Here is a 25,027-nt window from a genome sequence, read left to right as displayed (position 1 = left end):
TAGGTTGCACTGTATGCTTTTATTGACACAAACGAGGTTTTTTCCACACAAAGCGAGGTGTTATATTACGGACAATAAACGCTTATTTTTACCTCTTCTATTGCTAATAGCCCTAGCATTACCTGCAAGCCGAGAGTTTACCCTACAAGCATTAAGTGATGCTTTTTTTCAAGTATCTGTGTTTGTTGCAGCCACCTTATTAATCTATTACTACCTTATTGATCGACTTCCTCAATTGCAGCTTAGCTATTTACGCGCTAAATCAGGCATTTTAGAGGTGGGCTTTGCGTCTATTTTAGGTGCTTTACCTGGCTGTGGGGGTGCGATAATCGTTGTAACCCAATTTACCAAAAAACAAGCTAGCTTTGGCTCTGTCGTTGCCGTATTAACAGCAACCATGGGCGATGCCGCATTTTTACTTTTGGCAACCCGCCCGCTTGATGGTTTATTAATGATGTTAATCGGTGTTGCTGTGGGTATTATTAGCGGTCAGATAGTTAATACCTTTCATAACCCCAATCAATTTCAACCTGATGAAGCTGGTGAATACCACGAGCAGCCACAATGCCAACCAAGCGCTTTGAAGTTTAGCCGACCTATTTGGAAATTTACCTTAATACCAAGCTTAATTATTGCTTCTGTCATAGCGACCAACTCTGACCTGAGCGCATTTAGTCATAGCGTTAACACTGGCATCACCCTGTTTGGCTCGATCATGGCGCTATTTACTGTGGTTGTATGGGCACTTTCATCAAAAGGCAGCAGCTATAAGCAAGTAACCAGTGAAGAAGCGCCTTGCACACCTCCCTCAAAGCTCACGAAAGTGTTAATGGACACGCACTTTGTCACAGCTTGGGTTGTTGCCAGTTTTATGCTGTTCGAAATTCTCGTTAATCTAGTTGGCGTTGATTTAACTGCTTGGTTTTCTGACTATGCCTATCTGGCACCGCTGGTGGCTGTGGCTATTGGCTTATTACCTGGCTGCGGGCCACAAATTGTTGTAATGACACTGTATATACAAGGTATTATTCCATTTAGTGCGATGGCAGCCAATGCGATATCAAATGATGGCGATGCCCTATTCCCGGCTATCGCCTTAGCACCAAAAGCTGCACTAATGGCGACAGTGTATTCAACAATACCTGCGCTGTTACTCGGTTATGGGCTGTATTTTTACGGCATATAAGCCGTAGAATTAAAAAAACCAGCCGAGGCTGGTTTTTTAATGCTTACTGATTTAGCTCATCGCCATCATCATTTTTGCAGGATCTTCTAAATAAGACTTCCACAAGTTGTTAAAGCGAGCAATTGTTCCACCATCAATCACACGGTGGTCGCCAGACCAGCTTACTTGCATGATTGCTGCTGAAATCACATTACCTTGCGCATCAAATCGAGGTAAATGTTGCAGTTTACCTAAAGCAACAATCGCTACTTCAGGTTTATTGATGATCGGGGTTGCAATTGTGCCACCAATCGCACCGATGTTAGAAATGCTAATAGTGCCGCCTTTCAAGTCATCTGGTGAAACACGACCATCACGTGCCGCTTCAGTTAAGCGGGTAACTTCGTTAGCAACATCGACAATGCTCTTAGATTGACATGATTTAATGTTTGGTACGAGTAAACCAATCTTAGAATCAACGGCCATACCGATGTTATGATCATCAAAGTAAGTCAGCTCGCTACAATCATCATTCACTTGCGAGTTAAGTACTGGGAATTGCTTAATCGCTAACGACATTGCTTTGATAAAGAACGGCATCATCGTGAGCTTAACGCCCTGTTGCTTGTACTGCTCTTTTAGCTCACTTCGCATTGCAATCAGTTTTGTTAGGTCAATTTCATCACAGAAAGTAAAGTGAGGAATTGTCGAAACTGAGGCAACCATTTGCTTCGCCATTGCCGCTTTAATGCCTTTAATTGGCTCAACACGACGACCACCAGCAGACGCTGTAGTTGATACAGGCTCTGCCGCTTTTGGCGCAGCTTGTTGTGATGCTGCTTGGCTTGGCGTTTCATTCAAGAAATCTTCGATATCTTGTTTGTAAATACGGCCATTTTTACCAGACCCTGGTACTTGCGTTAAATCAACATCAAGTTCGCGGGCTTTACGACGAACAGCCGGTGAAGCAACTGCTTTCTTATTAAGTTGTTTGCTAGAGTTTGTTGAAGCCGCAGGCTTCTGTGCAGGTTTAGTCGCTGCATTTGTTTGTGCTTTAACTACCGCTGAGCTTACATCTGGCTCTGCGCTTTGGCCGGCAATGCTCATTTGGAATAATGGGCTGTGAACCGCTGCAATATCGCCTTTTTGATAATAAAGCTTTTCTACTTTACCTGTGTATTTAGCCGGAATTTGTACCAATGCTTTGTCTGTCATAACATCACACACAGCTTGGTCTTCAACGATTTCGTCGCCTTCACTGACTAACCACTCAACAATTTCACACTCGACAATACCTTCACCGATATCTGGTAAAATAAAGTCTTCTAAGTGTTCAGCCGACCCTGTTGTAACTGCCGGAGCTTTCGTTTCTTCACTTTGTGTTGGCGCTTCGCCATCAACATCCATAGCAAATAATGGCGCATGAACTTTTGCAATATCACCTTTTGCATAATAAAGCTTACTGATCACACCATCATGAACAGCAGGAATTTGCACAAGCGCCTTGTCGGTCATAACATCACAAATAGGCTGATCTTCTTTTACTGACTCGCCCTCTGCCACTAACCATTCAACAATTTCACACTCTACGATGCCTTCGCCGATATCTGGCAAGATAAAATCTTTAGACATACTGACTCCTAAAACTCTACTGATTGCTTAATCGCAGCAAGCACTTTAAGTGCATCCGGCACATATTCTTTTTCAAGTGCTAATGGGTATGGTGTATCCAAACCACACACGCGAGCAATTGGCGATTCAAGGTGTAAGAAACACTCTTGTTGAATTGTTGCAACGATTTCTGCACCAAAACCATTGGTAATAGGTGCCTCATGGCTAACCACTAAACGACCCGTTTTGGTCACTGATTTAGCAATAGTCTCAACATCCCACGGTAAAATGGTACGTAAGTCGATTACTTCACAGCTAATACCTTGCTCTGCTGCTTTTTTAGCGGCATCTTCGATGATTTCCATCTGCGCACCCCAAGCAAGTAAAGTAACATCAGTGCCTTCTTGCACGATTTCAGCTTTACCAAGTTCGATGCTGTAATCTTCTTCTGGTACTTCGCCAGTTGATGCACGGTATAAACGTTTCGGCTCAAAGAAAATAACAGGGTTATTGTCTTTGATTGAAGCACGAAGTAAGCCTTTTGCTTGATACGGGTTACGCGGTACAACCAACTTCAAACCTGGTGTATGAGCAAAATAAGCTTCTGGTGATTGAGAGTGATATAAACCACCCGCAATACCACCGCCGTAAGGGGTGCGAATTGTTAGGTTGCCAACATTAAATTCATTACCACTACGGTAACGGAATTTAGCTGATTCATTCACGATTTGGTCAAATGCAGGAAAAATATAATCTGCAAATTGAATTTCGGCTAATGCCGGCGCACCAAATGCCGCTAAGCCATTGGCAAAACCTAAAATACCTTGTTCTGTTAATGGTGTATTGAACACACGGTGCTTACCATATTTTTCTTGTAAGCCGGATGTAGCACGGAATACACCACCAAAATAACCAACATCTTCACCAAAAATACAGGCATTTGGATGCTCTGCCATGGTGATATCAAGGGCAGAGTTAATTGCATGAAGCATGTTCATTTTAGCCATTACTTTAATCTCCCTGCAGTTGTTGGATAAGCATCAGGATGCTGCAAAATATGCTCTTTTAATTGTTCGTATTGTTTTTGCAGTGATGGAATTGGCGTATCGTATACGTCAGAAATAAGCTCTTCTAAAGCAGGTTTTGCAACCTTCTCTGCACGCTTAAGAGCCGCTAAGATCTCTTCACGAATAGCTTCTTTATCTTTAGCGTCTTGCGCCTCGTCTAACCAACCTTGCTTTAATAACCATTTGCGGAAACGCTCGATTGGGCAGCCTTTATGTTTCGCTTCTTCATCTTTACTACGGTAACCGCTTGGATCGTCACTTGTAGAGTGAGCACCTAAACGATAAGCAATTGATTCAATTAAAACAGGTTCACCTTGAGTGGTAACAATCTCACGGGCTTTTTTGGTTGCAGCATACACAGCAAGAGCATCAGCACCATCAACACGGATTGTTTTAATGCCATAACCGACACCACGTGATGCAATACCATCGCCTTTAAACTGCTCTTCTGCAGGTGTTGAAATCGCATAGCCGTTATTACGTGCAAAGAAGATCACCGGTGCTTCGTGAACTGCGGCCATATTTAAACCAGCATGGAAATCACCCTCAGAGGCAGCACCTTCACCGAAATAACAAATAGTGATGTTATCAATTGTGCTATTTAACTCGCCAGTTTGGGCATCGATATGACGTACTTTTTGACCGTACGCATAGCCTGTTGCTTGTGGAATTTGTGTACCAAGCGGTGATGAAATGGTCATGTAGTTAAGTTCGCGAGAGCCATAGTGAATTGGCATTTGGCGGCCTTTACCTAAATCTTTTTCATTTGAGAACATTTGGTTCATGAATTGGTCAAGACTAAAACCACGATAACGTAGAGCAGCTTGCTCACGGTATTGGGCCATGATCATGTCGTTTTGATCAAGGGCTGCTGCTGATGCAGTTACAGCCGCTTCTTCACCTAAACATTGCATGTAAAAGCTTACGCGACCTTGACGCTGTGCAGCCTGCATACGCTCATCCAGCGCACGAATAAAACGCATTGTCTCGTATAAACGGATTGCTGTTGCTTTGTCGATATCAGGTGCGGTTGCACCTTCGTAGATGTCGCCTTCCTCATTAAGAATGCTTAATGTAGGGATCGTTAATGCGTGACCATCAATAAATGACAGTTCATGATTAATGTTTAGCGATACGTTATTTGGATTACTCATAACCTACCTTCTTTCGTTGTCAGAAACCTACGCCACTGCCCTTATTTGTATTTTTATCAGCATAAGCTGTAAGGATAAAGTTTGCGCAATATTCAATCTAATTAAATTAAACTGCCGTCACTTTACGTTAACGTAAGTTGTTATTCAACTAATCATAGACGAATAGGCGCTAAATGGCTAAAAACGCATGGAAAGTTAACTATACAACAAAATAAAACCTTAAAAGTCATACAGTTAACTTAATTTAGATGGGTGTTAATGCAGAGATTTTAAATAAAGTTGCTATCAACTTGCATTGGGATAACGGTAAGCAAAGCGCGCTGACCCAAGGCCACATCTGCGTTTGGGAAGATAATTGCTTCACCGTCTACATCCGCTTCATATCTGGTCTGACCATCTACAGCTAATAATTCCCCCTTCGCAAACCCGGTGAAATTTTCGACATCATCAGCAAATGGAAAGCTAAAATCTTCTGAAGTACGGTTTATTGTTCTATAAACTGAAAACAACTCAAAGTCTTCTGCATTGAATTCTTTGTATTGAATCGATTCTTGGCTAATTAATGCAATTAAGGTTTGTTTGGTTTTCTCAAATCGTGACATGTCGTTTTCACCAAATGGCTTTACTTGGCCTAGTTCAACTGTAAACGAATCAGCGCCATGTACAAACGATGAGTAGTAACTAAAGGTAGTAGCTGCAGATTTCATCATTAATACTGTATTTACGCCACAGCTAAGTAGAAATTGCAGTTGTGATTTTTTCCATGGTTTACCATGTAAGAAAGGATACACTGCGAACTTTTCATTTTTAGAGCCACGAATTGCCGTATGTAGATCATAATGAAAACGCTCACTCCCCTCGCTGCCTCTAGCAAAGAAATCAGCAACCACATCTTCAAGTAGCTTCGCACGCACTCGCTCAGGGTTTGAGGCAATACCTTCTACAGTATGATGACCATTAAACAAGCGGTTTAAGTTTTCATCGACAAAACGTTTACCGATATTAATTGATTTAGGATTACCATAAATAAACAAAACACGCTGCTTTAGTTCAAGTTCGTTTGTAATGATTGACTTGATTAATTGATCGCAGATCTCAATTGGCGCAGTTTCGTTACCATGGATAGCACTTGAAAGCACAATATCTTTGTTTGTTTGCTGTGTTGGTTGAAACTCAATGATACCCGTATCGTGAATTGTGACCTCTGTGCCATTTTTAAGGGTGAATGACGTTGGCTCAAGTGAAAATTCATTGCTGCGAGTGAGTGTTAAGAAGTCGCCGGTAGATTTTAATTCGTCAAGATATGACGGGGTTGAATAGCTCATTGTTCTATCCTAAAAATGCGTGAGAGTAGAATACAAAAACGGCTGATAATATCAGCCGTTTTGATAGATGAAAAAAATTAGCTAATTACTGAATCAACCAGTTTCTTTGCTTCTTTTTCTAATAATGCTAGATGTTCTTCACCTTTGAATGATTCAAGGTAAATTTTATAGATGTCTTCGGTACCTGATGGACGTGCTGCAAACCAACCATTTTCAGTCACAACCTTTAAACCACCAATAGCAGCATTGTTACCCGGAGCATGAGTCAGCTTTTGTGTAATAGCGTCTCCTGCTAACGTGCTAGCAGTCACATCATCTGCTGATAACGCTTTTAAACGTGATTTCTGCTCAGCATTCGCTGGTGCATCAATACGTTTATAAATAGGTGCACCGAACTCTTGTTCAAGCTCTTTGTAAAGCTGCGACGGTGTTTTACCCGTTACTGCTAAAATCTCAGCAGCAAGTAGACCTAAAATAAAGCCATCTTTATCTGTGTTCCAAACTGTACCATCGAAGCGTAAGAATGACGCCCCTGCACTTTCTTCACCACCGAAAGCAAGCGTACCTTTGCTTAAGCCTTCAACAAACCACTTAAAGCCTACTGGGACTTCTTTTACTTCGCGGTTATTACGTGCAACGACTTTATCAATCATACCGCTAGATACGAGCGTTTTACCAATTGCAACATCGTTTGACCATTCACGGTTATTTAGTAAGTAATCAATAGCGACCGCTAAAAAGTGATTTGGGTTCATTAAACCGTCAGGCGTAACAATACCGTGACGGTCATAATCAGGGTCGTTGCCAATGCCAATATCGTAGTCATCTTTTAATGCAATAAGGTTTGTCATTGCATAAGGAGATGAACAATCCATACGGATTTTGCCATCTTTATCTAAAGGCATGAACGAGAATGTTGGATCAACAGACTTATTTACGACCGTTAAGTCTAAATTATATTTTTCTGCAATAACTGGCCAGAAATTGATACCTGAACCACCAAGTGGATCCACACCAATTTTGATTTTTGCATCGCTAATCGCTTTTAAATTAACGATATTAACTAAATCATCAACATAAGGTGTAATCAAATCTTGATACTTAATAAAGCCAGAGCGTGATGCTTTTGCATAAGGGAATAACTCCACTTCTACCAAATCTTCTAACAATAATTGGTTTGCTCTGTCTTCAATCCACTTTGTTACATCAGTATCAGCTGGACCACCATTTGGCGGATTATATTTAAAGCCGCCATCTTCTGGTGGATTATGTGAAGGTGTTACCACAATACCATCAGCAAGTTCATTTGGGTTTGCTTTGTTATGGCAAACAACAGCATGGCTGATCACGGGTGTTGGTGTGTAGTCATCATTTTCTTGTGCTATGACTTGTACTTCGTTCGCTACAAGTACTTCAATTGCAGAATTAAAAGCTGCTTCACTTAACGCGTGAGTATCTTTACCTAAGAAAAGTGGGCCAAAAATATTGTTTTCTTTACGGTAATCACAAATTGCTTGCGTGATCGCTAAAATATGCGATTCATTAAATTTTACATCGAACGAACAACCACGATGGCCAGACGTACCAAATGCAACGCAATGTTCTGGATTTTGTTCTAGGTCTGGTTCATTTAAGTAATAAGCTGAGATCAGTTTTGGTACATTCACTAAGCTTTCTTGCGGTGCAGGCTTGCCTGCATCTGGATGAATCGCCATATTATTTCCTTATGGATTATAAGTAATCACGTATTTTTTCTGCTTCATCTGCGCTGTAACCTAAGCACAGTGCTACTTCGTGAAGCATCATTTTCTTTCTGGTTGTGTTTGAATTTGTCATCACCCAATACTCTGTATCAGTGATATTTTTTGGATTCATGCTGCTACCGCTTTCAAGTAATGCTTCTTTACTTGTTGCAAAATACACACGGTCACGGCCTTTAATCTCAAGCACATTTGCAAAATCAGTTTTATGCGTTCTATAAAGAGCCGCAAGAATAAATAAGAAACGACCAACAACACCTTTTTGCATTGCGAGCTCTTCTTTATTAAGAACATTAAACACATTACCTTTAACTTGTGTCGGTGCTGTGACAGTCTCAACTGCATGTTCTGTATCTTCAGTGCTCGATTGCGGGCTTAATTCTTGTTTTATTTCTTCTTGTACTTCAACAACTGGGGTTTCTTGTTCAGTTTTGGTAGTCGTTGTTTCAACTGGGGCATTAGTGCCATCAGAGAGGTTTAATAAACGACGTAAAATGGTTGATGCACTTTCACCAATACTTTGCGTGTTACTTGCGATGTATTGATATAACTCGTCGTCTATGTCGATTTTTTTCATGTTATTCCTGTCTTTACGGGTCACATTTTAAAAGTTCTCAATGATTATACCTAAGCTCGCAGCAATTCTCTATGTTTTGCAATTTGTAATTTCACTAGGCAAAATACTGCCATTAAAATTAGGAGTTGAAAATGCTATTAAACTACCAACAAATGGGTCAAGGTTCAGACGTTGTATTGATCCACGGTTTGTTTGGCTCGCTTGAAAACCTCAATGTTATTGCTAAAGCTTTATCTGAAAATTACCGCGTAACAAATATCGATTTACGCAATCATGGTAAGTCATTCCACAGCGATACGATGAATTATCACACTATGGCGAAAGATGTCAGTGAGTTACTTGAACATCTAAATATTAGTAAAGCGCACATCATAGGTCACTCAATGGGTGGCAAAGTAGCCATGCAATTAGCTCTTAATCACCCACAGCTTATTGATAAACTTGTTGTGTTAGACATCTCTCCTGTTGCGAATAACCCAAGGCACAGTGCTATTTTTGCAGGCCTTAACGAAGTTGCACAATCGAATGTCACAGATAGAAAAGCAGCTGATGAAATTCTTGCCAAACATATTGATGAAATGGGTGTCCGTCAGTTTTTATTAAAAAGCTTTGCCAAGAATGAGCAAGGTCACTATCAATGGCGCTTTAATTTAGCGGTTTTATACCAGCAATATGAAAATATTTTAGCGCAAGTTGATGAAAATGATTCTTGTTTATGTGATACTTTATTCGTTAAAGGTAATGATTCAGACTATATTTTAGCAGAGCACCGCCCTGCTATTATGGCGTTATTTCCTAATGCGAAAGCAAAAATTATTCATGGTGCAGGTCACTGGCTTCATGCGCAAAAACCACTTGCTGTAAATAAAGCAATCAGTGATTTTTTAGCGCAATAATAGGCCTGATAAAATTCGCTGTTTTTGATCGTGCGCACTAAATTATTACAAATTTGTGTGCTATAGTACGCGCCGTTTAATTTAAAGGTTTATACGTTGATGGTCAGTCAGTTAATTAACGAATTTGATACCTTAGGGTTGTATTTTGGCTTAGCCGGTATTTTCTTTTTTATTGGAATGGCAATTCAAGACGTCCTTAAAAAAGGTGATGTACCACGATTTGGCCGATACATCGTTTGGTTAGTGCTATTTTTAGGCTGTTCTGGGTTTATAGCGAAAGGACTTATTCAAGTCTTCTGGCAAGGCGCAGGTGTGGGCTAGACATGGCAAAGTCAGAAACAGATAGAACAACACCCGATTTATTTGAATACGAAAAGCGTCCAGGTAGGCCGAAAACAAATCCCCTACCTCGCGATATGCAATTAAAAGTAAACAAACGTAATCAAATAAAGCGAGATAAAGCACGTGGTTTAAAGCGTGTAGAATTTAAGGTTTCATCACAGTTATATCAAGCGTTAAGCGATATGGCAGATGCGCAGAATATTAGCCGTAGCGCGTTGATTGAAACAATTTTACAAGAAAGATTGGCTATTGATAGATAGAAGGTTTTAAATCCATGTCAAGCGTAGGTATTTTTTTCGGAAGCGACACAGGCAATACTGAACACGTAGCTAAAATGATTCAAAAAGAATTAGGTAAAAAGCTTGTAGCGGTTCATGACATTGCAAAGAGTTCTAAAGAAGAGATTGCTGAATTCGATTTATTGTTATTCGGTATTCCAACTTGGTACTACGGTGAAGCACAATGTGACTGGGATGATTTCTTCCCTGAATTAGAAGAAGTTGACTTCGAAGGTAAACTAGTTGCTATTTTCGGCTGTGGTGACCAAGAAGACTATGCAGAATACTTCTTAGATGCAATGGGCATGATCAACGATATCGTTACTGAGCGTGGCGCAATTGTAGTGGGTCATTGGTCAACTGAAGGCTACGATTTTGAAGCGTCAAAAGCACTAGTAGATGACGGCCATTTTGTTGGTTTAGGTATTGATGAGGACCGTCAACCAGAATTGACTGAAAAGCGTGTTAAAGACTGGTGTGCTCAGGTTTATGATGAAATGTGTTTAGCGGAACTTGCTGATTAATAACAAGTACTACTCGCATTTACTAGCTGATGTAAAGATGCACAACCAGTTCATATTTGTCTGAAAAATCGGCAATTAAACGAATTGTTCTTTGCACTTAATAACTAGGCACGTTATTCTAATAGTTGCTAATGTGTCGTGTGCATCTTTATGATGCCTAGTATAACTAAATAAAATTGAGACAGATTGAATGACTGATCACAACTTGGAATTAAAAAAAGCAGGGTTAAAAGTAACCTTGCCACGTATTAAAATTTTAGAGATTCTACAATCTCCGGACAACCAACACATCAGCGCTGAAGATGTCTATAAAATTCTTTTAGACAAAGGCGAAGAGATTGGTCTTGCAACTGTCTACCGTGTTCTTAACCAATTTGATGATGCAGGTATTGTTTCTCGTCACCATTTCGAAGGTGGCAAGTCAGTATTTGAATTATCTGGTAGCACTCACCATGACCACTTAGTGTGCCTAAAATGTGGTAAAGTTGTTGAGTTCGAAGACGATACAATTGAACGTCGTCAAGAAGAAATCGCAAAAGAGAATGGCATCAAGCTTACTAACCACTCTCTTTACCTTTATGGTGAATGCGAAGACACCGCTGCGTGTAAAGAATACGCTGAAGCAAATAGCTAATTCGCTATTCCTTCAGACATAAAAAAACCTGCATTAAGCAGGTTTTTTTATGTCTATTAGAAATCGATTAGATAATTTCTAATAACTCAACGTCAAAGATTAGCGTTGAGAACGGAGCGATTGCTGCACCTGCACCGCGCTCACCGTAAGCAAGCTCATGAGGTACGTATAAACGCCATTTTGAACCAGTGCCCATCATTTGAAGTGCTTCAGTCCAACCTTTGATAACGCCACCTACTGGGAACTCAGCTGGTTGACCACGCTCATAAGAGCTATCAAATACAGTGCCGTTGATTAATGTGCCGTGGTAGTGCGTACGAACAGTTGAATCAGCAGTTGGTTTTTCACCTTCACCTGCAGTTAATACTTCAAATTGAAGACCTGATTCAGTAACTGTGATCTCTGGACGCTTCGCGTTTTCTTCTAAGAATGCGATACCTTCAGCTGCAAGAACTTTAGCTTCTTCTTCACGACGAGCTTGGATCTCAGCATTGATTTTCTCGAAAGCTGCTTGAATTGCTGGGATTTCAACTTGGAAATCGTTACCAGTGTATGCGTCTTTCATACCTTCAAATACAGAATTTAAGTTTAAACCTTCGAATGGATTTGCTTTTAATTGCTCACCCATTTGTAAACCAATACCGTAACTTGCTTTTTCAGCGTCTGTTGTAAAATTATCTGACATGTTTTTAATTCACGTTTATTTAGTTAAAAGACGTGCCCATACTAACATAAAAAAACGACGAATATCGCTTAGTTTTACTGCGTTTGCTCAGTGTTTGCACTAATTCGCTGCTTTATTTTAGCAATCACAAATGTAGAAACAGGTAGTGTGGCAATCATTGAGGCAATAAAAATCCCATTCATTAACCCCTCTTTACCGAACATAACTAAAGGCACAGCAATAAGACCCACAGTTGCAATAACAGCAGCAGCAATTAATGGCCAATGTTTATCATACTTACTGATCAAATGACCGACTAATACATTAAAGCCGATACCATAAGCAATCGAAGACAATAAACCGTAGTCGGGCTGCGCATCATGGGCCATAGCGACAAGCACATTAATGCCGCTGTGATAAAAATAAGAAAAGATACACCAAAGCAAAACATGTTTAATTATGCGCATTTGTGTAGAAGAAGACTCGCTTGTAGACATTACTTATCTCCAGATAGCAAAAAACCGCCAATTAGGCGGTTTTTTAAATAATGGTGGAGAGATAGGGATTTGAACCCTAGAGGGGCTACAAACCCCTGCCGGTTTTCAAGACCGGTGCATTCGACCACTCTGCCATCTCTCCGTACGGCGCGCATAATAGTGTTTACCGCGTTCGTTGTAAAGTCTTAATTGTAAAAAACTTTAAAAAAGTAATTTTCAGTAATACTGTTTAGGCCGTTTTGCAATTAATGAACAAATTAAGCAAACAATTAAACTAACTAAAGCAAATCCAGAGCCCTGCACTATCACATCAATTTTATTAAGATTGTAACTTGGTATGATGACTAACGCGAAAGCGGGTAAACAGGTGATCGTTAAAACGTAGCAACAAATTTTAAAAGCGCGGCCAAAATCGAATCGTTTAGTACTTTGCATCCACCATGTAAGTAGAAATAATACTACTACAGCAGATAAGCCAAGGTAATGAGGTTGCTTCGTAGACATAGCAACTAAGAAGGTTACTACAGCGCCTATTACGCCCCAAACTGACCAAGCGAACCAATTTTCTTTTTCACGTAAAAATAAGTTTCCCATTGTTCTCGTCTTCTTTATCGTTATTTTTTTAAGACCATCCATACGTTAACAAAAAATAACCGATTAAAAAACACACTGAAGAAGAATTATTTCGTTTTTTGCATCCGTGCGCTTCTTACAGCTAAGCTAAATCTGAAAAAACTAACATAAGTAAGCTTAATAGTGTCTGACTGCTTAACTGTATAAAAGTTCCTACTATTTATAAATTCTCAAAAAACGACTCAGGTTTGTGCCTAATAGGTTTTTTAATGTCAATTTCTGGCGTACCTAAATAGAGGTAACCTACAATTTCATCGTCTTCTTTACAGCCAAGTGCCGCTTTAACAGCAGGGCTTTGTGCAAAATAACCTGTGCGCCAAATTCCCCCTAAACCTTGAGCAAATGCGGCTTGTTGCATAGCGAGTACTGCACAGCCCGCACTTTGAACCTGTTCGATACGTGGCACTTTTGGATTTTCTTTCACATCCGCAATGGCAATGATCATCATAGGTGAACGCAGCGGTAGCTCTTTAGCACGCTCAATGGTTCTATCATCTTGGTTTTCAGCAACAGCGGCTTGATGGTAAATTTCACCCAATTTATTACGTGCGTCGCCTTCAACCACAATAAAACGCCAAGGCGCAATACAACCATGATCGGGTACTTTAATGGCTGCACGCTTAATTATGTCAAGTTGTTCAGCTGTAGGCCCTGGTGCGATAAGGCGAGGATCTGATTGTCGAGTTTGTAATAGCGTTAAAGCGTCCATGAATATTCCGTAAATGCTTAAGTACGACGCCCCTTATTAATAGGGGCGGAAAGCCCAAGCTTATCATTGATCTTTATGAGCAATAAAGCTATTCGATACTTTTCTAGTTAACCAATAATCAATACTGACGAAACGACCACCGCCTGTAAAAAATAAACTTAATAACATCACAAAATAGATAGCCGAAAACTCAATACCATTATTTAATATCACTGGTTTCCCTTTTGCATAGAGGTACTCTGTATAACCATGTGTTTCTAGCAACTCACGCATTTTCGTTAATCGCTCACTGGCTTCATTTGAATTAACTAAACTAGCTTCACTTCCTGGTATTGCAAGCCAATTCAGCACTCTTGCAGGGCTCGTGCTGGCATCTGTGGGTGTTACAGCAAACCAGCCATTACTAGCATGCACGGTCGTCGCAGCAACCAACATAGTGATCATCAACGGAATTGCGGTTAAACGAGTAAATAAACCCAATAATATAAAGATCCCTCCTAAAAACTCAGTCCATGCAGCTAAAAAAGCTAATACAGAGGGCATGGGTAGGCTTAAACCCCATTCACTATTGCCGAACCAAGCAACAATATCTTCTGACGCTAAAAAGTATTGATAGATGTGAGTTACATCACCGCTCAAAGCTAGTTTATTAAAGCCGGCAATGATCATCACTGGGGCTAAGATCAAGCGAATTAACAGGCTGGGAAGCCCATCTAGAAACTGCAGTTTATTTAAGATGCGTTGGTAAAGGGGTATTAGGTGTGTGTTCAACATAGCGGTCTCGTGACTAAATAGATTAATCACACAGACCGCACGTTTTCTAGTTTACTTTCAATTAAATTTTACGCGCAACTTGTAGCGCTTCAAAGATCGCACGTTTAGCATCGATAGCAGCAGCTAGTTTTGCGCCACCAATCACGTGAACTTTAGCGTTTTCGGTTTGATTGTCGAACGTTTCAGTATTAGACACCTGACCAATACAGGCAATCACAGTATCAACATCGAGGATTTGCTCTTCACCCTTTACAGTAATCTTCAAACCTTGCTTATCAAAGCTTAGATACTGACACTCAGCGATTTGTTTAACACCGTGCTGTTTGGCAACTTGACGATGGATCCACCCCGTTGTTTTACCCAGTTCACTACCAAACCGCCCTGCACTTCGCTTAAGCATGTAAATTTGGCGATTGTCTTTTTCGGGCGCGGCTTCGCATTCAATACCCCATTGAGTTTTGAACTGCTCAATTGTTTGTCCTTTGTGTTCACTTAAAAAGGCAACCATATCAAAACCGATACCACCGGCACCTAAAATCGCAATTTTCTCACCGAGTTCTACTTCACCACGAATGACTTCATCGTAAGCGAATACTCGTTTGCCATCACTGCATTCGATTTTCGCTTCGCGCGGACGCACACCTGTTGCAAACACCACATCATCGTATTGATTAAGCATATTGTCGGTAAATTCAGTGCCTAGCTGTAAATCGACATTTAAACGCTTTAATTCATTAGTAAAGTAGTTAAGGGTATGGTTAAAGTCTTCTTTACCCGGTACTTGCATGGCTAAATTAAATTGGCCACCCATTTGTTCTTTACGTTCAATTAAAGTCACTTTGTGACCTTTCGCTGCTAAGTAACAACTTGCAGCAAGGCCTGCAGGGCCTGCACCTACAACCAGTACTAATCGAGAAGATGGTGCTTTTTCAAGGCTATAATCTAATTCAAACGCAGCTTGTGGGTTAACCAAACAGGTAGCACGTTTATTTTTAAATACATGGTCTAAGCAGCCCTGATTACAGCCAATACAAATATTAATTTGCTCAGCTTTATTATTCGCGTACTTATTAAAGAACTCAGGATCAGCCAATAAAGGACGTGCCATTGAGATTAAATCAGACTCGCCTGCTTCTAAAATTCCATTGGCAATTTCTGGAGTGTTAATACGGTTAACCGCGATAACTGGCACTGATACCGTATCTTTTAAGCGTTTTGATGCTTCTTTAAAGGCACCTGCTGGTACCATACTGGCAATGGTTGGGACACGAGCTTCGTGCCAACCGATACCAGTGTTAAAGATATCAACGCCAGCTTGTTCAAGTGCCAGGGCTTGTTGCTTTACTTCATCGGGTGTTGATCCATTAGGAATTAAATCCATCACAGACAAACGAAATACAATAATGAACTTTTGACTTACTTTAGCGCGTACAGCTTTAACAATATCTACCGCCAAGCGCATACGGTTTTCTAGACTACCACCATAGATGTCTGTTCTTTTATTGGTGTGGTTAGCCATGAATTCATTAATCAAATAGCCTTCAGAACCCATAATTTCAACACCGTCATAACCTGCTTTTTCAGCCAGTTTTGCTGAGTTTGCAAAGTCTTTGATGGTTTTTTTAATCGACCCTAACGACATTTCTTTAGGTTTATATGGATTAATAGGAGCCTGAATCGAGCTTGGTGCTTGATTGAATGGATGATACGCGTAGCGACCTGCATGCAATAATTGTAAGCAAATTTTTCCGCCATGTTGATGCACAGCATCAGTATATGCTTTGTGCTTGATCACATCATAGAAAGAATTAAATGTTGATGCGAACGGAGATAACTTGCCACGAATATTTGGGCTGTAGCCACCTGTAATAATCAAGCCCGTGCCACCTTTAGCACGTGCTTCGTAGAATGCACGTAAGCGTTTACGGTTATGCCAGCCTTCTTCTAAGCCGGTATGCATTGAGCCCATAACCAAACGATTACGAAGTTCGGTATGCGGTAATTGTAATTTTTGTTCTAACATTGTGTGCCCCGTTAACTGGTCGAACCTCTATTTGAAATAGATTCTGCGGCAATAACTTAGAATAATCAACTTTTCACTCGTAATTAATCTGTAGCAAATTGTCGTTTTAAACACTCTGTTACTATTTAACAGTTAATTTTAAAGTTATTCTAAGCTAAGATGAGTTCACTACTAAGCTGTACTGAATTAAGGATTTATTTTGCTAGCAAAGATATTTAAAGGCATTTGGACCGGGATTAATTTTTCCCGCCGTTTGGTCCTAAACATATTATTTCTATTACTAGTAATACTCTTCTTTGTCGCCATAACAGGTGAAGAAGATCAAGTAAAAGTAGCAGACGGAACCGTGCTACGCCTAAACTTAAATGGCCCTATTGTTGAAGAAAAAACCTATGTTGATCCTGTAGAAGCAGCCATCAACGATGCAACTATGGGCAAAGAAGCGCCATCAGAAATTCTTCTTGATGATGTCATTGAAGTGATCAACGAAGCAACTAAAGATGATCGCATCACTGTTATGCTTCTTGACCTACAAAAAATGCCAAGCGCGCACATTAATAAGCTAAAACAAATAACTAAAGCAATTGATGCGTTTAAAGATGCAGGCAAGCAAGTTATTGCGACGGGCTACTACTATACACAAGCACAATATTATATTGCTGCCCATGCCAATGAAGTGTCTATGCACCCATATGGTGGTGTGAGCATTGAAGGCTATGGTATGTTCCCACTGTACTTCAAAGACGCGCTTGAAAAGTTAAAAGTGACTCAACATATTTTCCGTGTGGGAACTTATAAATCAGCGGTTGAACCATTCATTCGTAATGATATGTCAGATGCGGCAAAAGAAGCGAACAGCGTTTGGTTGACTGCACTTTGGAACGAGTACAAAACTGACGTTGCAGCGAGCCGTCCATTCGATGAAAGCAATTTTGATGAAGATATGGATGTTTACCTTGCAAAAATGCAAGCAGTTGACGGTAACTCAGGTCAGTACGCGTTAAAAAATCAATGGGTTGATTCTTTAAAAACATCGCAACAAATTCGCCAGCAACTTATTGAATTAGTCGGTACTGAAGAAACAGGTAAAACATTTAAACAAGTAAGCTTCCGTGAGTATTTATCACTTGTAAAACCGCCTGTTGAGTTCGATAACCCAATTACTGAAAAAGTAGCTGTTGTTGTAGCTAAAGGCACCATTGTTGATGGCGAACGTAAAGCAGGTGAAATCGGTGGTGACTCTACAGCTGCCCTACTTCGTAAAGCACGTCTTGATGATAAAGTGAAAGCGGTTGTGCTTCGTATCGATTCAGGTGGTGGTAGTATGTTTGCCTCTGAAGTTATTCGTGCTGAAGTATTAGCACTTAAAGCAGCAGGTAAACCGGTTATCGCATCAATGAGCTCAGTAGCTGCGTCAGGTGGTTATTGGATTGCATCAGCTGCCAATGAAATTTGGGCAGCCCCTAGCACAATTACAGGTTCAATTGGTGTGTTCGGTACTTTCATGACGTTTGAAAACACCATGGCTGAGTTAGGTATTTACTCTGACGGTGTTGCAACAACTGACCTTGCTGGCTTCTCTATTGCACGTCCACTAGATGAGAAGATGTCAAACATCATTCAAATGAGCGTTGAAAATGCATATAAACGCTTTTTAAATGTCGTAGCTGAAGCACGTAACATGACCCCTGAGCAAGTGGATAAAATTGCCCAAGGCCGTGTATGGATTGCAACTCAAGCAAAAGAACTGGGTTTAGTTGATAAACTTGGCGATAAGCAAGATGCAATTAAGGCTGCTGCTGAGCTTGCTAAACTTAATCATTATGATGTTAAGACCATCAAACAGTCATTAACACCACAAGAGCAAATGCTGCAAGATATCTTTGGCACAGCGGCTGTTAAGAGTTTCTTTGCTAAGTCTGATTCATCACACTCAGTACTAGCAACACAAGCTAACTTACAAAGCCTTATTAATCAGTTAAGTAGTGAAATTGATAACCTAAAAGATTACAACGATCCACAAGGCGTTTACGCTCGTTGTTTAGTGTGTAATGTAATTCAATAAGTTACTTAGCTAAACGATTTTAGGTATACTAAGCCCAGTTATTTAACTGGGCTTTTTTTATGAAACGTAAACGTATATATATCGCCTATACGGGTGGTACCATCGGTATGAAAAAATCGAGCCGCGGCTATGTACCGGCAGAGGGTTTTTTAACCGAAACAGTGGTCAATAATGCAGAGTTTAATCGTGATGAAATGCCTTTGTTTGATATTCACGAATATTGCCCACTCATTGATTCTTCAGATATGTCCCCTGCCCACTGGCAATTAATTGCTGACGATATTAAGAGTAAATACCAAGACTATGATGGCTTTGTGGTTTTACATGGCACCGATACCATGGCCTACACGGCTTCTGCTTTGTCTTTCATGTTCGAAAACCTAACGAAACCTGTGATTGTGACAGGCTCGCAAATTCCCTTGTCGCAACTTCGTTCTGATGGCCAAGTCAACTTACTGAATGCAATGTATTTAGCCGCTAATTATCCAATTGCAGAAGTAAGCCTGTTTTTCAATAATCAATTATTCCGTGGTAACCGTGCGACAAAAGCCCATGCTGATGGCTTTGATGCGTTTGCATCACCAAACCTTGAACCATTAGCACTATCAGGAATTAATATTCAACTAATCAAAGGTCAACTTAGCCCTTACGTTGATAACGAACTACAGGTATCGAATATCACGCCACAGCCTATTGGTGTACTTTACCTATATCCGGGGATCAGTCCTGAGGTGGTGAAAAGCTTAGTTAATGACAATATCAAAGCACTTGTTTTACTGAGCTTTGGTGTGGGTAATGCCCCGCAAGATCCCGCATTTTTAGATATTCTTAATGACGCAAGCAAACGTGGCATGGTGATTGTTAACCTAACACAGTGTCTAAAAGGCCATGTTAATATGGGCGGTTATGCAACCGGTAATGCTTTATTAAACTGTGGCGTGATCAGTGGCTACGATATGACATTAGAAGCATGTTTGACCAAGTTACACTACCTATTTAGTCAAAAGCTTGAAGTAGAGACGATTCGTCACTTGATGCAAGACAACCTACGCGGTGAGTTAAGCCGTTAAATACAGTAGATACAAAAAAGGCACCTAAGGGTGCCTTTTTTTATACTTTGATAATTAACGAACTTTTTCGTCAATCTCAACTAAGTCAGTTAAATGGCAAATCTCACCACTGTGAGTTTTAATGCCATGCTCACCAAAGTAGTCACGTTGTGCTTGTACAAGATGACCATTACTCGGCGTTGTTAACGTTGCGATGTAAGTTTGTGTTGCTGTTAACACAGGGAAAGCTAAACCAGATGCAACGGCTGCACCCGTTACCTTACGTAATGCTGCTGATTCACGCTGCATAGAATCAATAAATTCTACACCTTCAGCGACATTGTCTAAGTAATCAGCACGGATGATACAACCTGCGCGCCAAGTTTGTAGCGTTTTAGAAAGATCAACTTTCCACTGATGCGCACGTGACGCACCTTTGATAAGTGCTAAACCTTGACGATAAGCAAGTAAACTTGCCAATGTGAATGCATCTTTTAACTCAGCTAAATCTAAATCAACGGTATCCGTTGCTTTAGCAGCGTAAGTCATTTCTTTTGCAGCATGCGTATCACAGGTATTTGTTAAGTGACGAGCTTGAACAGCTGCAACTAGTGATGGCACTGCAATACCAAGCTCTAGGGCATTTTGTGCAGTCCATAAACCCGTGCCTTTCGCGCCAACTTTATTGTCGATTAAATCAACGAGCGGCTCACCTTCTGTCGTTTCAAGGCTTAAGATATGGCTTGAAATTGACAGTAAGTAGCTATTTAAAGTGCCTTCTGACCATTCATTGAAGATGTCAGCCACTTCTTTTGGTGAACGATTAGTACCTAAACGCAGTAATTGATACATTTCAGCAATTAATTGCATTAACGCATATTCGATACCGTTATGAACCATTTTCACAAAGTGACCACTTGCAGATTGGCCTACACGCGCGAAACACGACTCACCTTTGTAGCTTGCCGCTACTTTTTCAAACCACGGCTCAACACGCTCCCAGCCGCCTTCTGAACCACTTGCCATCATTGCAGGGCCGTGACGTGCACCTTCTGCACCGCCAGAAATACCCATAGTGGCAAATTCAAATTTGTTTTGATATTTAAGTTTACGGCTAATGCCATCTTTGTAGTTACTGTTGCCGCAATCTACGATAATGTCATCACAGTCAACACCTGCTTCTGCAAGCTCTGTACATACTTTATCAACCAATTCACCAGCAGGAACTAAAAGTAGAATCGAACGAGGCGGCTCTAAGCGTCTAACCATATCATTTAAATCAGACACAATATGTAAACGGTCTGCCAAACCTAGTGCTTTCGCACAGCTTAGTAACTCGGCACCCGCATCTGGGTTTTTATCATAAGCTACTAATGTCAGCCCTTTTTCAATCAGGTTGAGGGCAAGATTTTTACCCATAACGCCTAACCCTACTAATGCAACTTGCATTTAGTGTCCTCCTCGGTAACAACTATTGGTTAGTTAATCAAAATAATTACGCGCGCATTATACCCAAGCAGCCCAAAAATGCGAGCTTGTAAGCCAACTTGAGATAAATCATCGAAATCATGAAGCGACGTTGCACTCAGTATATCAAAATTACTAAGGCATCGGACCAGATTTTTATAATACCCTTTAAAAAGGTATGTGTATTGACGCTACCTGACACCGGTGTCATAATAACGTCATTCACCCTTTGTATACTCTATAATTAATACAAAGAGCCAGATCCTCATAAGTAAAAACAATCATTTTTTACTTATGAGTTCTACTTCGTGCAGATGTATAAGCCAATGAAGAAGGTTTATAGCACGACATTTTAATAGATAACCATCAATTCGCTTAAAAATTTAAGCGCACAGGAGAATTTGATGCTAAGACGCACAAAAATTGTTGCGACCCTTGGACCGGCAACCGATCGCGATAACAACCTAGAAAAAATTATTCGTGCAGGTGCAAATGTGGTTCGTTTGAACTTCTCACATGGCGTAGCACAAGATCACAAAGACCGCGCAGATGCGGTACGTAGCATTGCTAAGCGTTTAGGCAAACACGTTGCTATCCTTGCAGACTTACAAGGTCCTAAAATTCGTGTATCAACGTTTAAAGACGGTAAAGTAAACCTTGAAGTAGGTGCAAAATTTACCCTTGATGCAAAAATGGAAAAAGGTCAAGGCGACGTTAATGCTGTTGGTATCGACTATAAAGAATTACCAAATGATGTTAAATCAGGTGACTTACTTCTTTTAAACGATGGCTTGATTCAATTAACAGTTGATAGCGTTGATGGTGCCCTAGTACACACAACAGTAACTGTTGGCGGTGTGCTTTCGAACAATAAAGGTATTAACCGTTTAGGTGGTGGTTTAACAGCCCCTGCTTTTACTGATAAAGATAAAGAAGACTTAATCACAGCGACTGAAATCGGTGTTGATTATATTGCTGTATCATTCCCACGTAGTGGCGATGATATGCGTTATGTTCGCTCTTTAGCAGAAGCTGCGGGCTCAAACGCACAACTTCTTGCAAAAATCGAACGTGCAGAAGCAGTTGAAACTGTTGAAGCAATTGACGATATCGTTCTAGCATCTGACGCAGTAATGGTTGCGCGTGGTGACTTAGGTGTTGAAATTGGTGATGCAGCACTTGTTGGTAAACAAAAGCTGATCATTAGCCGTGCTCGTTCACTTAACCGTACTGTTGTGACTGCAACACAAATGATGGAATCTATGATCGATAACCCAATGCCAACACGTGCTGAGGTTATGGACGTTGCAAACGCCGTATTAGATGGTACTGATGCCGTTATGCTATCAGCTGAAACAGCTGCTGGTGACTACCCTGAAGAAACTGTAGCGACTATGGCTCGCGTTTGTTTAGGTGCCGAATCACAAAAAGAAACACACGTTTCTAAACACCGTTTAGACAGCCGTTTTTCTTCAAATGCAGAATCAATTGCGTTATCGGCGATGTATGCAGCTAACCACCTTGATTCTGTAAAAGCGATTGTGACACTGACTGAATCAGGCAGCACAGCTAAATTAATGTCGCGCATTAGTTCTGGCTTACCAATTTATTCGTTATCACGCCATGCAAGCACACTTGGTCAAACGGCACTTTACCGTGGTGTTTACCCTGTATTCTTCGATTCAACGAAATGTGAAGATGACAGCATGGTACGTGACGCATTGAACACACTTGTTGAGCAAGGCTCGCTTGTTGCTGGTGATACTGTGATTTTAACTCACGGTGATGCGATGGAAACGATTGGTGCGACAAACACGATGAAAATTGTAACCGTTTAAACGGTTACAATTATTCATTAAAAAAGGCGCAATTTATTGCGCCTTTTTTGTTTTTAGCTGATTTAGTTTTAAACAGCTATTAGCTCGCCAGAGCTGCTTTCACTTTGTCGCGATAACTACGGCTTACTTTTAATTCTTGGCCGTTATCTAACACTAAAAGATACTCACCGCTCACTTGGGTAACAAGTTTGCTAATTTGTTTTGTATTCACAATTGCGCTGCGATGAACACGCACGAATAATTGTGGATCAAGCTCTTGTTCAAGCTCTTTCATTGTTTTACGAAGAATATGCGTTTGCCCGTCTTGGCAATGTAGACACATATAATCACCAGCCGCATCGACCCATTGAATTGTCACCACAGGGACACGAACAATCTCGCCCTGCTCTTTTACTGCTAACGATTCAGGATAACGACGATCAGCTAGGCTATCGCCCGTTGCTAACTTCTTTAAAATTTCTTCGCAATTATTACCGGTAATACCTGCAACAAAGCTCGCTAGTTTTTTCTTATGGGCGTTATCTTGTTGCGTTTTTAAATAGGTATGCACTTTTTCTACCGCCTGTTTTAGTCTGTTGTCATCGACTGGTTTAAGAATATAATCCAACGCATGAATCTCGAATGCTTTAACAGCAAACTGATCAAAAGCTGTAACAAATACAATTGCTGGTAATGGGTTAACACTTTCACTAAGTGCACGTGCCACCTCAAAACCGTTCATATTTGGCATTTGAATATCTAAGAAAACCAATTGAATATTGCCTGATACGCATTCATCAATTGCTTCTTGACCATTGCTACATAAACGAATGACTTCTATATCGTCAAACTCAGATAGTCGAACAGCTAAGCCTTTACGTGCTAACGGTTCATCGTCAACGATCAAAGTTCTAATTTTGCTCATTTCTTAACAGCCTTTTCAAACGGAACGCGCAGATTAACTTTTAATCCACTTGGCGTATTGTCAGAGAGAACGAATGAGTAGTTGTTCTCATAAAGTGTTTTTAAGCGGTCCTGTGTATTTGCTATGCCAACGCCTTGTGAATTAACCAGTTGGCCATTTTTTAGCTCAGTGCCAGGACCATTATCGCCTACTTCCAATAATAGTTCATTTGCAAAAACTTGTGCTTTAATATCAATCACACCGCCTTCATTTAATTGCGCTATCGCATATTTAATCGAGTTCTCGATAATAGGCTGGAGGATCAAACTTGGTACTAAGGCTTCTTTTGCCTGTTCGCTTACTTCGACGTTAACTTGTAAACGTTCATCAAAGCGTACTTTTTCAATCTCTAAGTACAACATCAAAGCGTGAATTTCTTGTTCTAACGGTACTTTCTTAATCGGATCGGTATTGAGTGTGTAACGTAAAAAGTCACTCAATTTAGATACCATTAAATTCGCATCTTTGTTCTCTTTTACCAAAATTAAGGTTGAGATGGCATTTAAAGTATTAAATAAAAAGTGTGGATTAAGTTGATAACGCAGCATTTTCAGCTGTGCTTCGTGCGCCATGGTGGTTGCTTTAAGGGCTTTTTGGCGCTCACTTTGCAACAACTGGTAGTACTTAATACCAAAATACAAGCCACTCCAACAAAGTATGATATAAACCGAATCTAAGCCTTGTTGAAAGTAATAAAACCATTCATTTGGTCGGTAACCGTGACGGTAGATTTCCCATAAATTGAATTTTTGAACAACAGCCCACAATGTACCGGTAACATAAGAGGCCCCAAATACAACAAGCATCAACACCCATGGCGAGGCATTCCAGACTTTACGATACATATAACGCAAAGGTACTGTCATTAAACAGCCTGCGTAAGCGTTTAATACAATAACAAATACGTAAATATCACGCATTTCAAAGACTTTAGAGCCGATATAATTAACTAACGCATACCCTATCCAGCCTGCAATTTGCAGCACCCAGAAAAAGCGTTGTCGATTATCAACTAATGATTGCCAATTCAAA

At 40.4% G+C, this 25,027-nt stretch carries 24 protein-coding genes and 1 tRNA gene; 9 read left to right on the top strand and 16 right to left on the bottom strand.

Annotated features, from left to right (window positions below):
* Positions 1 to 13 precede the first annotated feature (13 nt).
* The gene (locus NH153_RS14550) at positions 14 to 1,186 is read left to right on the top strand and encodes a putative manganese transporter (protein ID WP_063705075.1); all 1,173 of its coding nucleotides are present in this window, start codon (positions 14 to 16) and stop codon (positions 1,184 to 1,186) included.
* A gap of 51 nt (positions 1,187 to 1,237) precedes the next feature.
* On the opposite strand, the gene NH153_RS14545 is transcribed toward NH153_RS14550, so the two are convergent.
* The 6 genes from NH153_RS14545 to seqA all read right to left on the bottom strand — a co-directional run bounded on the left by NH153_RS14545 (position 1,238) and on the right by seqA (position 8,659).
* On the bottom strand, positions 1,238 to 2,797 hold the full coding sequence (locus NH153_RS14545; RefSeq protein ID WP_063705074.1) for a dihydrolipoyllysine-residue acetyltransferase: 1,560 nt from the start codon (positions 2,795 to 2,797) through the stop codon (positions 1,238 to 1,240).
* Positions 2,798 to 2,805: 8 nt separating this feature from the next.
* Positions 2,806 to 3,783, bottom strand: a complete 978-nt coding sequence (locus NH153_RS14540; protein WP_063705073.1) for an alpha-ketoacid dehydrogenase subunit beta — start codon at positions 3,781 to 3,783, stop codon at positions 2,806 to 2,808.
* Complete coding sequence (locus NH153_RS14535) at positions 3,783 to 4,997, bottom strand: thiamine pyrophosphate-dependent dehydrogenase E1 component subunit alpha (RefSeq protein ID WP_063705072.1); 1,215 nt, start codon at positions 4,995 to 4,997, stop codon at positions 3,783 to 3,785. Before NH153_RS14535 ends, NH153_RS14540 begins: the two co-directional genes overlap by 1 nt.
* Before the next feature lie 269 nt (positions 4,998 to 5,266).
* Positions 5,267 to 6,322 (bottom strand): succinylglutamate desuccinylase, encoded by a 1,056-nt coding sequence (gene astE / locus NH153_RS14530; RefSeq protein WP_063705071.1) that lies wholly within the window; start codon positions 6,320 to 6,322, stop codon positions 5,267 to 5,269.
* 77 nt (positions 6,323 to 6,399) lie between these two features.
* Entirely contained in the window at positions 6,400 to 8,037 is a 1,638-nt protein-coding gene (pgm, locus tag NH153_RS14525; protein ID WP_063705070.1) for a phosphoglucomutase (alpha-D-glucose-1,6-bisphosphate-dependent), read from the bottom strand.
* A gap of 16 nt (positions 8,038 to 8,053) precedes the next feature.
* The gene (gene seqA / locus NH153_RS14520) at positions 8,054 to 8,659 is read right to left on the bottom strand and encodes a replication initiation negative regulator SeqA (protein WP_063705069.1); all 606 of its coding nucleotides are present in this window, start codon (positions 8,657 to 8,659) and stop codon (positions 8,054 to 8,056) included.
* Positions 8,660 to 8,790: 131 nt separating this feature from the next.
* On the opposite strand from seqA, the gene NH153_RS14515 reads away from it, so the two are divergent.
* The 5 genes from NH153_RS14515 (at position 8,791) to fur (ending at position 11,333) form a co-directional block, all read left to right on the top strand.
* A complete protein-coding gene (locus NH153_RS14515) occupies positions 8,791 to 9,555 on the top strand; it encodes an alpha/beta fold hydrolase (protein ID WP_063705066.1) in 765 nt (254 codons plus the stop codon).
* 99 nt (positions 9,556 to 9,654) lie between these two features.
* Positions 9,655 to 9,876, top strand: a complete 222-nt coding sequence (locus NH153_RS14510; RefSeq protein WP_036968243.1) for a DUF2788 domain-containing protein — start codon at positions 9,655 to 9,657, stop codon at positions 9,874 to 9,876.
* A gap of 2 nt (positions 9,877 to 9,878) precedes the next feature.
* Positions 9,879 to 10,157: a LexA regulated protein gene (gene ybfE / locus NH153_RS14505; RefSeq protein ID WP_004586673.1), complete on the top strand. Its 279-nt coding sequence runs from the start codon at positions 9,879 to 9,881 to the stop codon at positions 10,155 to 10,157.
* Between the two features lie 14 nt (positions 10,158 to 10,171).
* Positions 10,172 to 10,699 carry a flavodoxin FldA gene (gene fldA, locus NH153_RS14500; protein ID WP_063705064.1) on the top strand — a complete coding sequence of 176 codons (528 nt, stop codon included), beginning with the start codon at positions 10,172 to 10,174 and terminating at the stop codon, positions 10,697 to 10,699.
* A gap of 190 nt (positions 10,700 to 10,889) precedes the next feature.
* Entirely contained in the window at positions 10,890 to 11,333 is a 444-nt protein-coding gene (gene fur / locus NH153_RS14495) for a ferric iron uptake transcriptional regulator (protein ID WP_063705061.1), read from the top strand.
* A 67-nt stretch (positions 11,334 to 11,400) separates the two neighbouring features.
* Here the strand turns inward: fur and NH153_RS14490 are convergent, their stop codons facing one another.
* The 7 genes from NH153_RS14490 to NH153_RS14460 all read right to left on the bottom strand — a co-directional run bounded on the left by NH153_RS14490 (position 11,401) and on the right by NH153_RS14460 (position 16,633).
* Positions 11,401 to 12,018, bottom strand: a complete 618-nt coding sequence (locus tag NH153_RS14490) for an FKBP-type peptidyl-prolyl cis-trans isomerase (RefSeq protein WP_063705059.1) — start codon at positions 12,016 to 12,018, stop codon at positions 11,401 to 11,403.
* A gap of 74 nt (positions 12,019 to 12,092) precedes the next feature.
* The gene (locus tag NH153_RS14485; protein WP_082874074.1) at positions 12,093 to 12,494 is read right to left on the bottom strand and encodes a hypothetical protein; all 402 of its coding nucleotides are present in this window, start codon (positions 12,492 to 12,494) and stop codon (positions 12,093 to 12,095) included.
* Between the two features lie 51 nt (positions 12,495 to 12,545).
* A tRNA-Ser gene (locus NH153_RS14480) sits at positions 12,546 to 12,636 on the bottom strand.
* Between the two features lie 74 nt (positions 12,637 to 12,710).
* Positions 12,711 to 13,088: a hypothetical protein gene (locus NH153_RS14475; RefSeq protein WP_063705056.1), complete on the bottom strand. Its 378-nt coding sequence runs from the start codon at positions 13,086 to 13,088 to the stop codon at positions 12,711 to 12,713.
* Positions 13,089 to 13,287: 199 nt separating this feature from the next.
* A complete protein-coding gene (locus NH153_RS14470; RefSeq protein WP_063705054.1) occupies positions 13,288 to 13,836 on the bottom strand; it encodes an NAD(P)H nitroreductase in 549 nt (182 codons plus the stop codon).
* Between the two features lie 63 nt (positions 13,837 to 13,899).
* Positions 13,900 to 14,610, bottom strand: coding sequence for an HvfX family Cu-binding RiPP maturation protein (locus NH153_RS14465; protein ID WP_063705052.1), 711 nt, complete (start codon positions 14,608 to 14,610; stop codon positions 13,900 to 13,902).
* Positions 14,611 to 14,671: 61 nt separating this feature from the next.
* Positions 14,672 to 16,633, bottom strand: a complete 1,962-nt coding sequence (locus NH153_RS14460; RefSeq protein WP_063705050.1) for an oxidoreductase — start codon at positions 16,631 to 16,633, stop codon at positions 14,672 to 14,674.
* 199 nt (positions 16,634 to 16,832) lie between these two features.
* Here NH153_RS14460 and sppA point away from each other — a divergent pair, with 199 nt between their 5' ends.
* Both sppA and ansA read left to right on the top strand, forming a co-directional pair.
* A complete protein-coding gene (gene sppA, locus NH153_RS14455; protein ID WP_063705047.1) occupies positions 16,833 to 18,698 on the top strand; it encodes a signal peptide peptidase SppA in 1,866 nt (621 codons plus the stop codon).
* A gap of 59 nt (positions 18,699 to 18,757) precedes the next feature.
* The gene (gene ansA, locus NH153_RS14450) at positions 18,758 to 19,768 is read left to right on the top strand and encodes an asparaginase (RefSeq protein WP_063705045.1); all 1,011 of its coding nucleotides are present in this window, start codon (positions 18,758 to 18,760) and stop codon (positions 19,766 to 19,768) included.
* Positions 19,769 to 19,822: 54 nt separating this feature from the next.
* Here the strand turns inward: ansA and gndA are convergent, their stop codons facing one another.
* Positions 19,823 to 21,196 (bottom strand): NADP-dependent phosphogluconate dehydrogenase, encoded by a 1,374-nt coding sequence (gene gndA / locus NH153_RS14445; RefSeq protein ID WP_054553937.1) that lies wholly within the window; start codon positions 21,194 to 21,196, stop codon positions 19,823 to 19,825.
* Between the two features lie 422 nt (positions 21,197 to 21,618).
* Between gndA and pyk the strand changes: the two genes are divergently transcribed.
* The gene (pyk, locus tag NH153_RS14440; RefSeq protein WP_063705043.1) at positions 21,619 to 23,052 is read left to right on the top strand and encodes a pyruvate kinase; all 1,434 of its coding nucleotides are present in this window, start codon (positions 21,619 to 21,621) and stop codon (positions 23,050 to 23,052) included.
* Positions 23,053 to 23,131: 79 nt separating this feature from the next.
* On the opposite strand, the gene NH153_RS14435 is transcribed toward pyk, so the two are convergent.
* Both NH153_RS14435 and NH153_RS14430 read right to left on the bottom strand, forming a co-directional pair.
* Positions 23,132 to 23,956 carry a LytR/AlgR family response regulator transcription factor gene (locus NH153_RS14435; RefSeq protein WP_063705040.1) on the bottom strand — a complete coding sequence of 275 codons (825 nt, stop codon included), beginning with the start codon at positions 23,954 to 23,956 and terminating at the stop codon, positions 23,132 to 23,134.
* The gene (locus NH153_RS14430) at positions 23,953 to 25,026 is read right to left on the bottom strand and encodes a sensor histidine kinase (RefSeq protein WP_063705038.1); all 1,074 of its coding nucleotides are present in this window, start codon (positions 25,024 to 25,026) and stop codon (positions 23,953 to 23,955) included. The genes NH153_RS14435 and NH153_RS14430 overlap by 4 nt, the downstream gene beginning before the upstream one ends.
* Position 25,027: the final 1 nt, after the last annotated feature.

It is taken from the genome of Pseudoalteromonas gelatinilytica (assembly GCF_001641615.1).
In the GTDB taxonomy this organism is placed as follows: Bacteria; Pseudomonadota; Gammaproteobacteria; order Enterobacterales; family Alteromonadaceae; genus Pseudoalteromonas; species Pseudoalteromonas gelatinilytica.
This window is presented reverse-complemented; position numbering and strand designations above follow the sequence as displayed.

Excerpts from the sequence above, each read along its gene's own strand:
- gndA (WP_054553937.1), bottom strand. The coding sequence starts at position 21,196 with ATGCAAGTTGCATTAGTAGGGTTAGGCGTTATGGGTAAAAATCTTGCC.
- NH153_RS14470 (WP_063705054.1), bottom strand. The coding sequence starts at position 13,836 with ATGGACGCTTTAACGCTATTACAAACTCGACAATCAGATCCTCGCCTT.
- NH153_RS14435 (WP_063705040.1), bottom strand. The coding sequence starts at position 23,956 with ATGAGCAAAATTAGAACTTTGATCGTTGACGATGAACCGTTAGCACGT.
- fur (WP_063705061.1), top strand. The coding sequence starts at position 10,890 with ATGACTGATCACAACTTGGAATTAAAAAAAGCAGGGTTAAAAGTAACC.
- NH153_RS14485 (WP_082874074.1), bottom strand. The coding sequence starts at position 12,494 with ATGTCTACAAGCGAGTCTTCTTCTACACAAATGCGCATAATTAAACAT.
- NH153_RS14550 (WP_063705075.1), top strand. The coding sequence starts at position 14 with ATGCTTTTATTGACACAAACGAGGTTTTTTCCACACAAAGCGAGGTGT.
- NH153_RS14535 (WP_063705072.1), bottom strand. The coding sequence starts at position 4,997 with ATGAGTAATCCAAATAACGTATCGCTAAACATTAATCATGAACTGTCA.
- seqA (WP_063705069.1), bottom strand. The coding sequence starts at position 8,659 with ATGAAAAAAATCGACATAGACGACGAGTTATATCAATACATCGCAAGT.
- NH153_RS14465 (WP_063705052.1), bottom strand. The coding sequence starts at position 14,610 with ATGTTGAACACACACCTAATACCCCTTTACCAACGCATCTTAAATAAA.
- fldA (WP_063705064.1), top strand. The coding sequence starts at position 10,172 with ATGTCAAGCGTAGGTATTTTTTTCGGAAGCGACACAGGCAATACTGAA.
- NH153_RS14540 (WP_063705073.1), bottom strand. The coding sequence starts at position 3,783 with ATGGCTAAAATGAACATGCTTCATGCAATTAACTCTGCCCTTGATATC.
- NH153_RS14490 (WP_063705059.1), bottom strand. The coding sequence starts at position 12,018 with ATGTCAGATAATTTTACAACAGACGCTGAAAAAGCAAGTTACGGTATT.
- NH153_RS14460 (WP_063705050.1), bottom strand. The coding sequence starts at position 16,633 with ATGTTAGAACAAAAATTACAATTACCGCATACCGAACTTCGTAATCGT.
- ansA (WP_063705045.1), top strand. The coding sequence starts at position 18,758 with ATGAAACGTAAACGTATATATATCGCCTATACGGGTGGTACCATCGGT.
- NH153_RS14545 (WP_063705074.1), bottom strand. The coding sequence starts at position 2,797 with ATGTCTAAAGATTTTATCTTGCCAGATATCGGCGAAGGCATCGTAGAG.
- NH153_RS14475 (WP_063705056.1), bottom strand. The coding sequence starts at position 13,088 with ATGGGAAACTTATTTTTACGTGAAAAAGAAAATTGGTTCGCTTGGTCA.
- pgm (WP_063705070.1), bottom strand. The coding sequence starts at position 8,037 with ATGGCGATTCATCCAGATGCAGGCAAGCCTGCACCGCAAGAAAGCTTA.
- NH153_RS14515 (WP_063705066.1), top strand. The coding sequence starts at position 8,791 with ATGCTATTAAACTACCAACAAATGGGTCAAGGTTCAGACGTTGTATTG.
- NH153_RS14510 (WP_036968243.1), top strand. The coding sequence starts at position 9,655 with ATGGTCAGTCAGTTAATTAACGAATTTGATACCTTAGGGTTGTATTTT.
- ybfE (WP_004586673.1), top strand. The coding sequence starts at position 9,879 with ATGGCAAAGTCAGAAACAGATAGAACAACACCCGATTTATTTGAATAC.
- astE (WP_063705071.1), bottom strand. The coding sequence starts at position 6,322 with ATGAGCTATTCAACCCCGTCATATCTTGACGAATTAAAATCTACCGGC.
- pyk (WP_063705043.1), top strand. The coding sequence starts at position 21,619 with ATGCTAAGACGCACAAAAATTGTTGCGACCCTTGGACCGGCAACCGAT.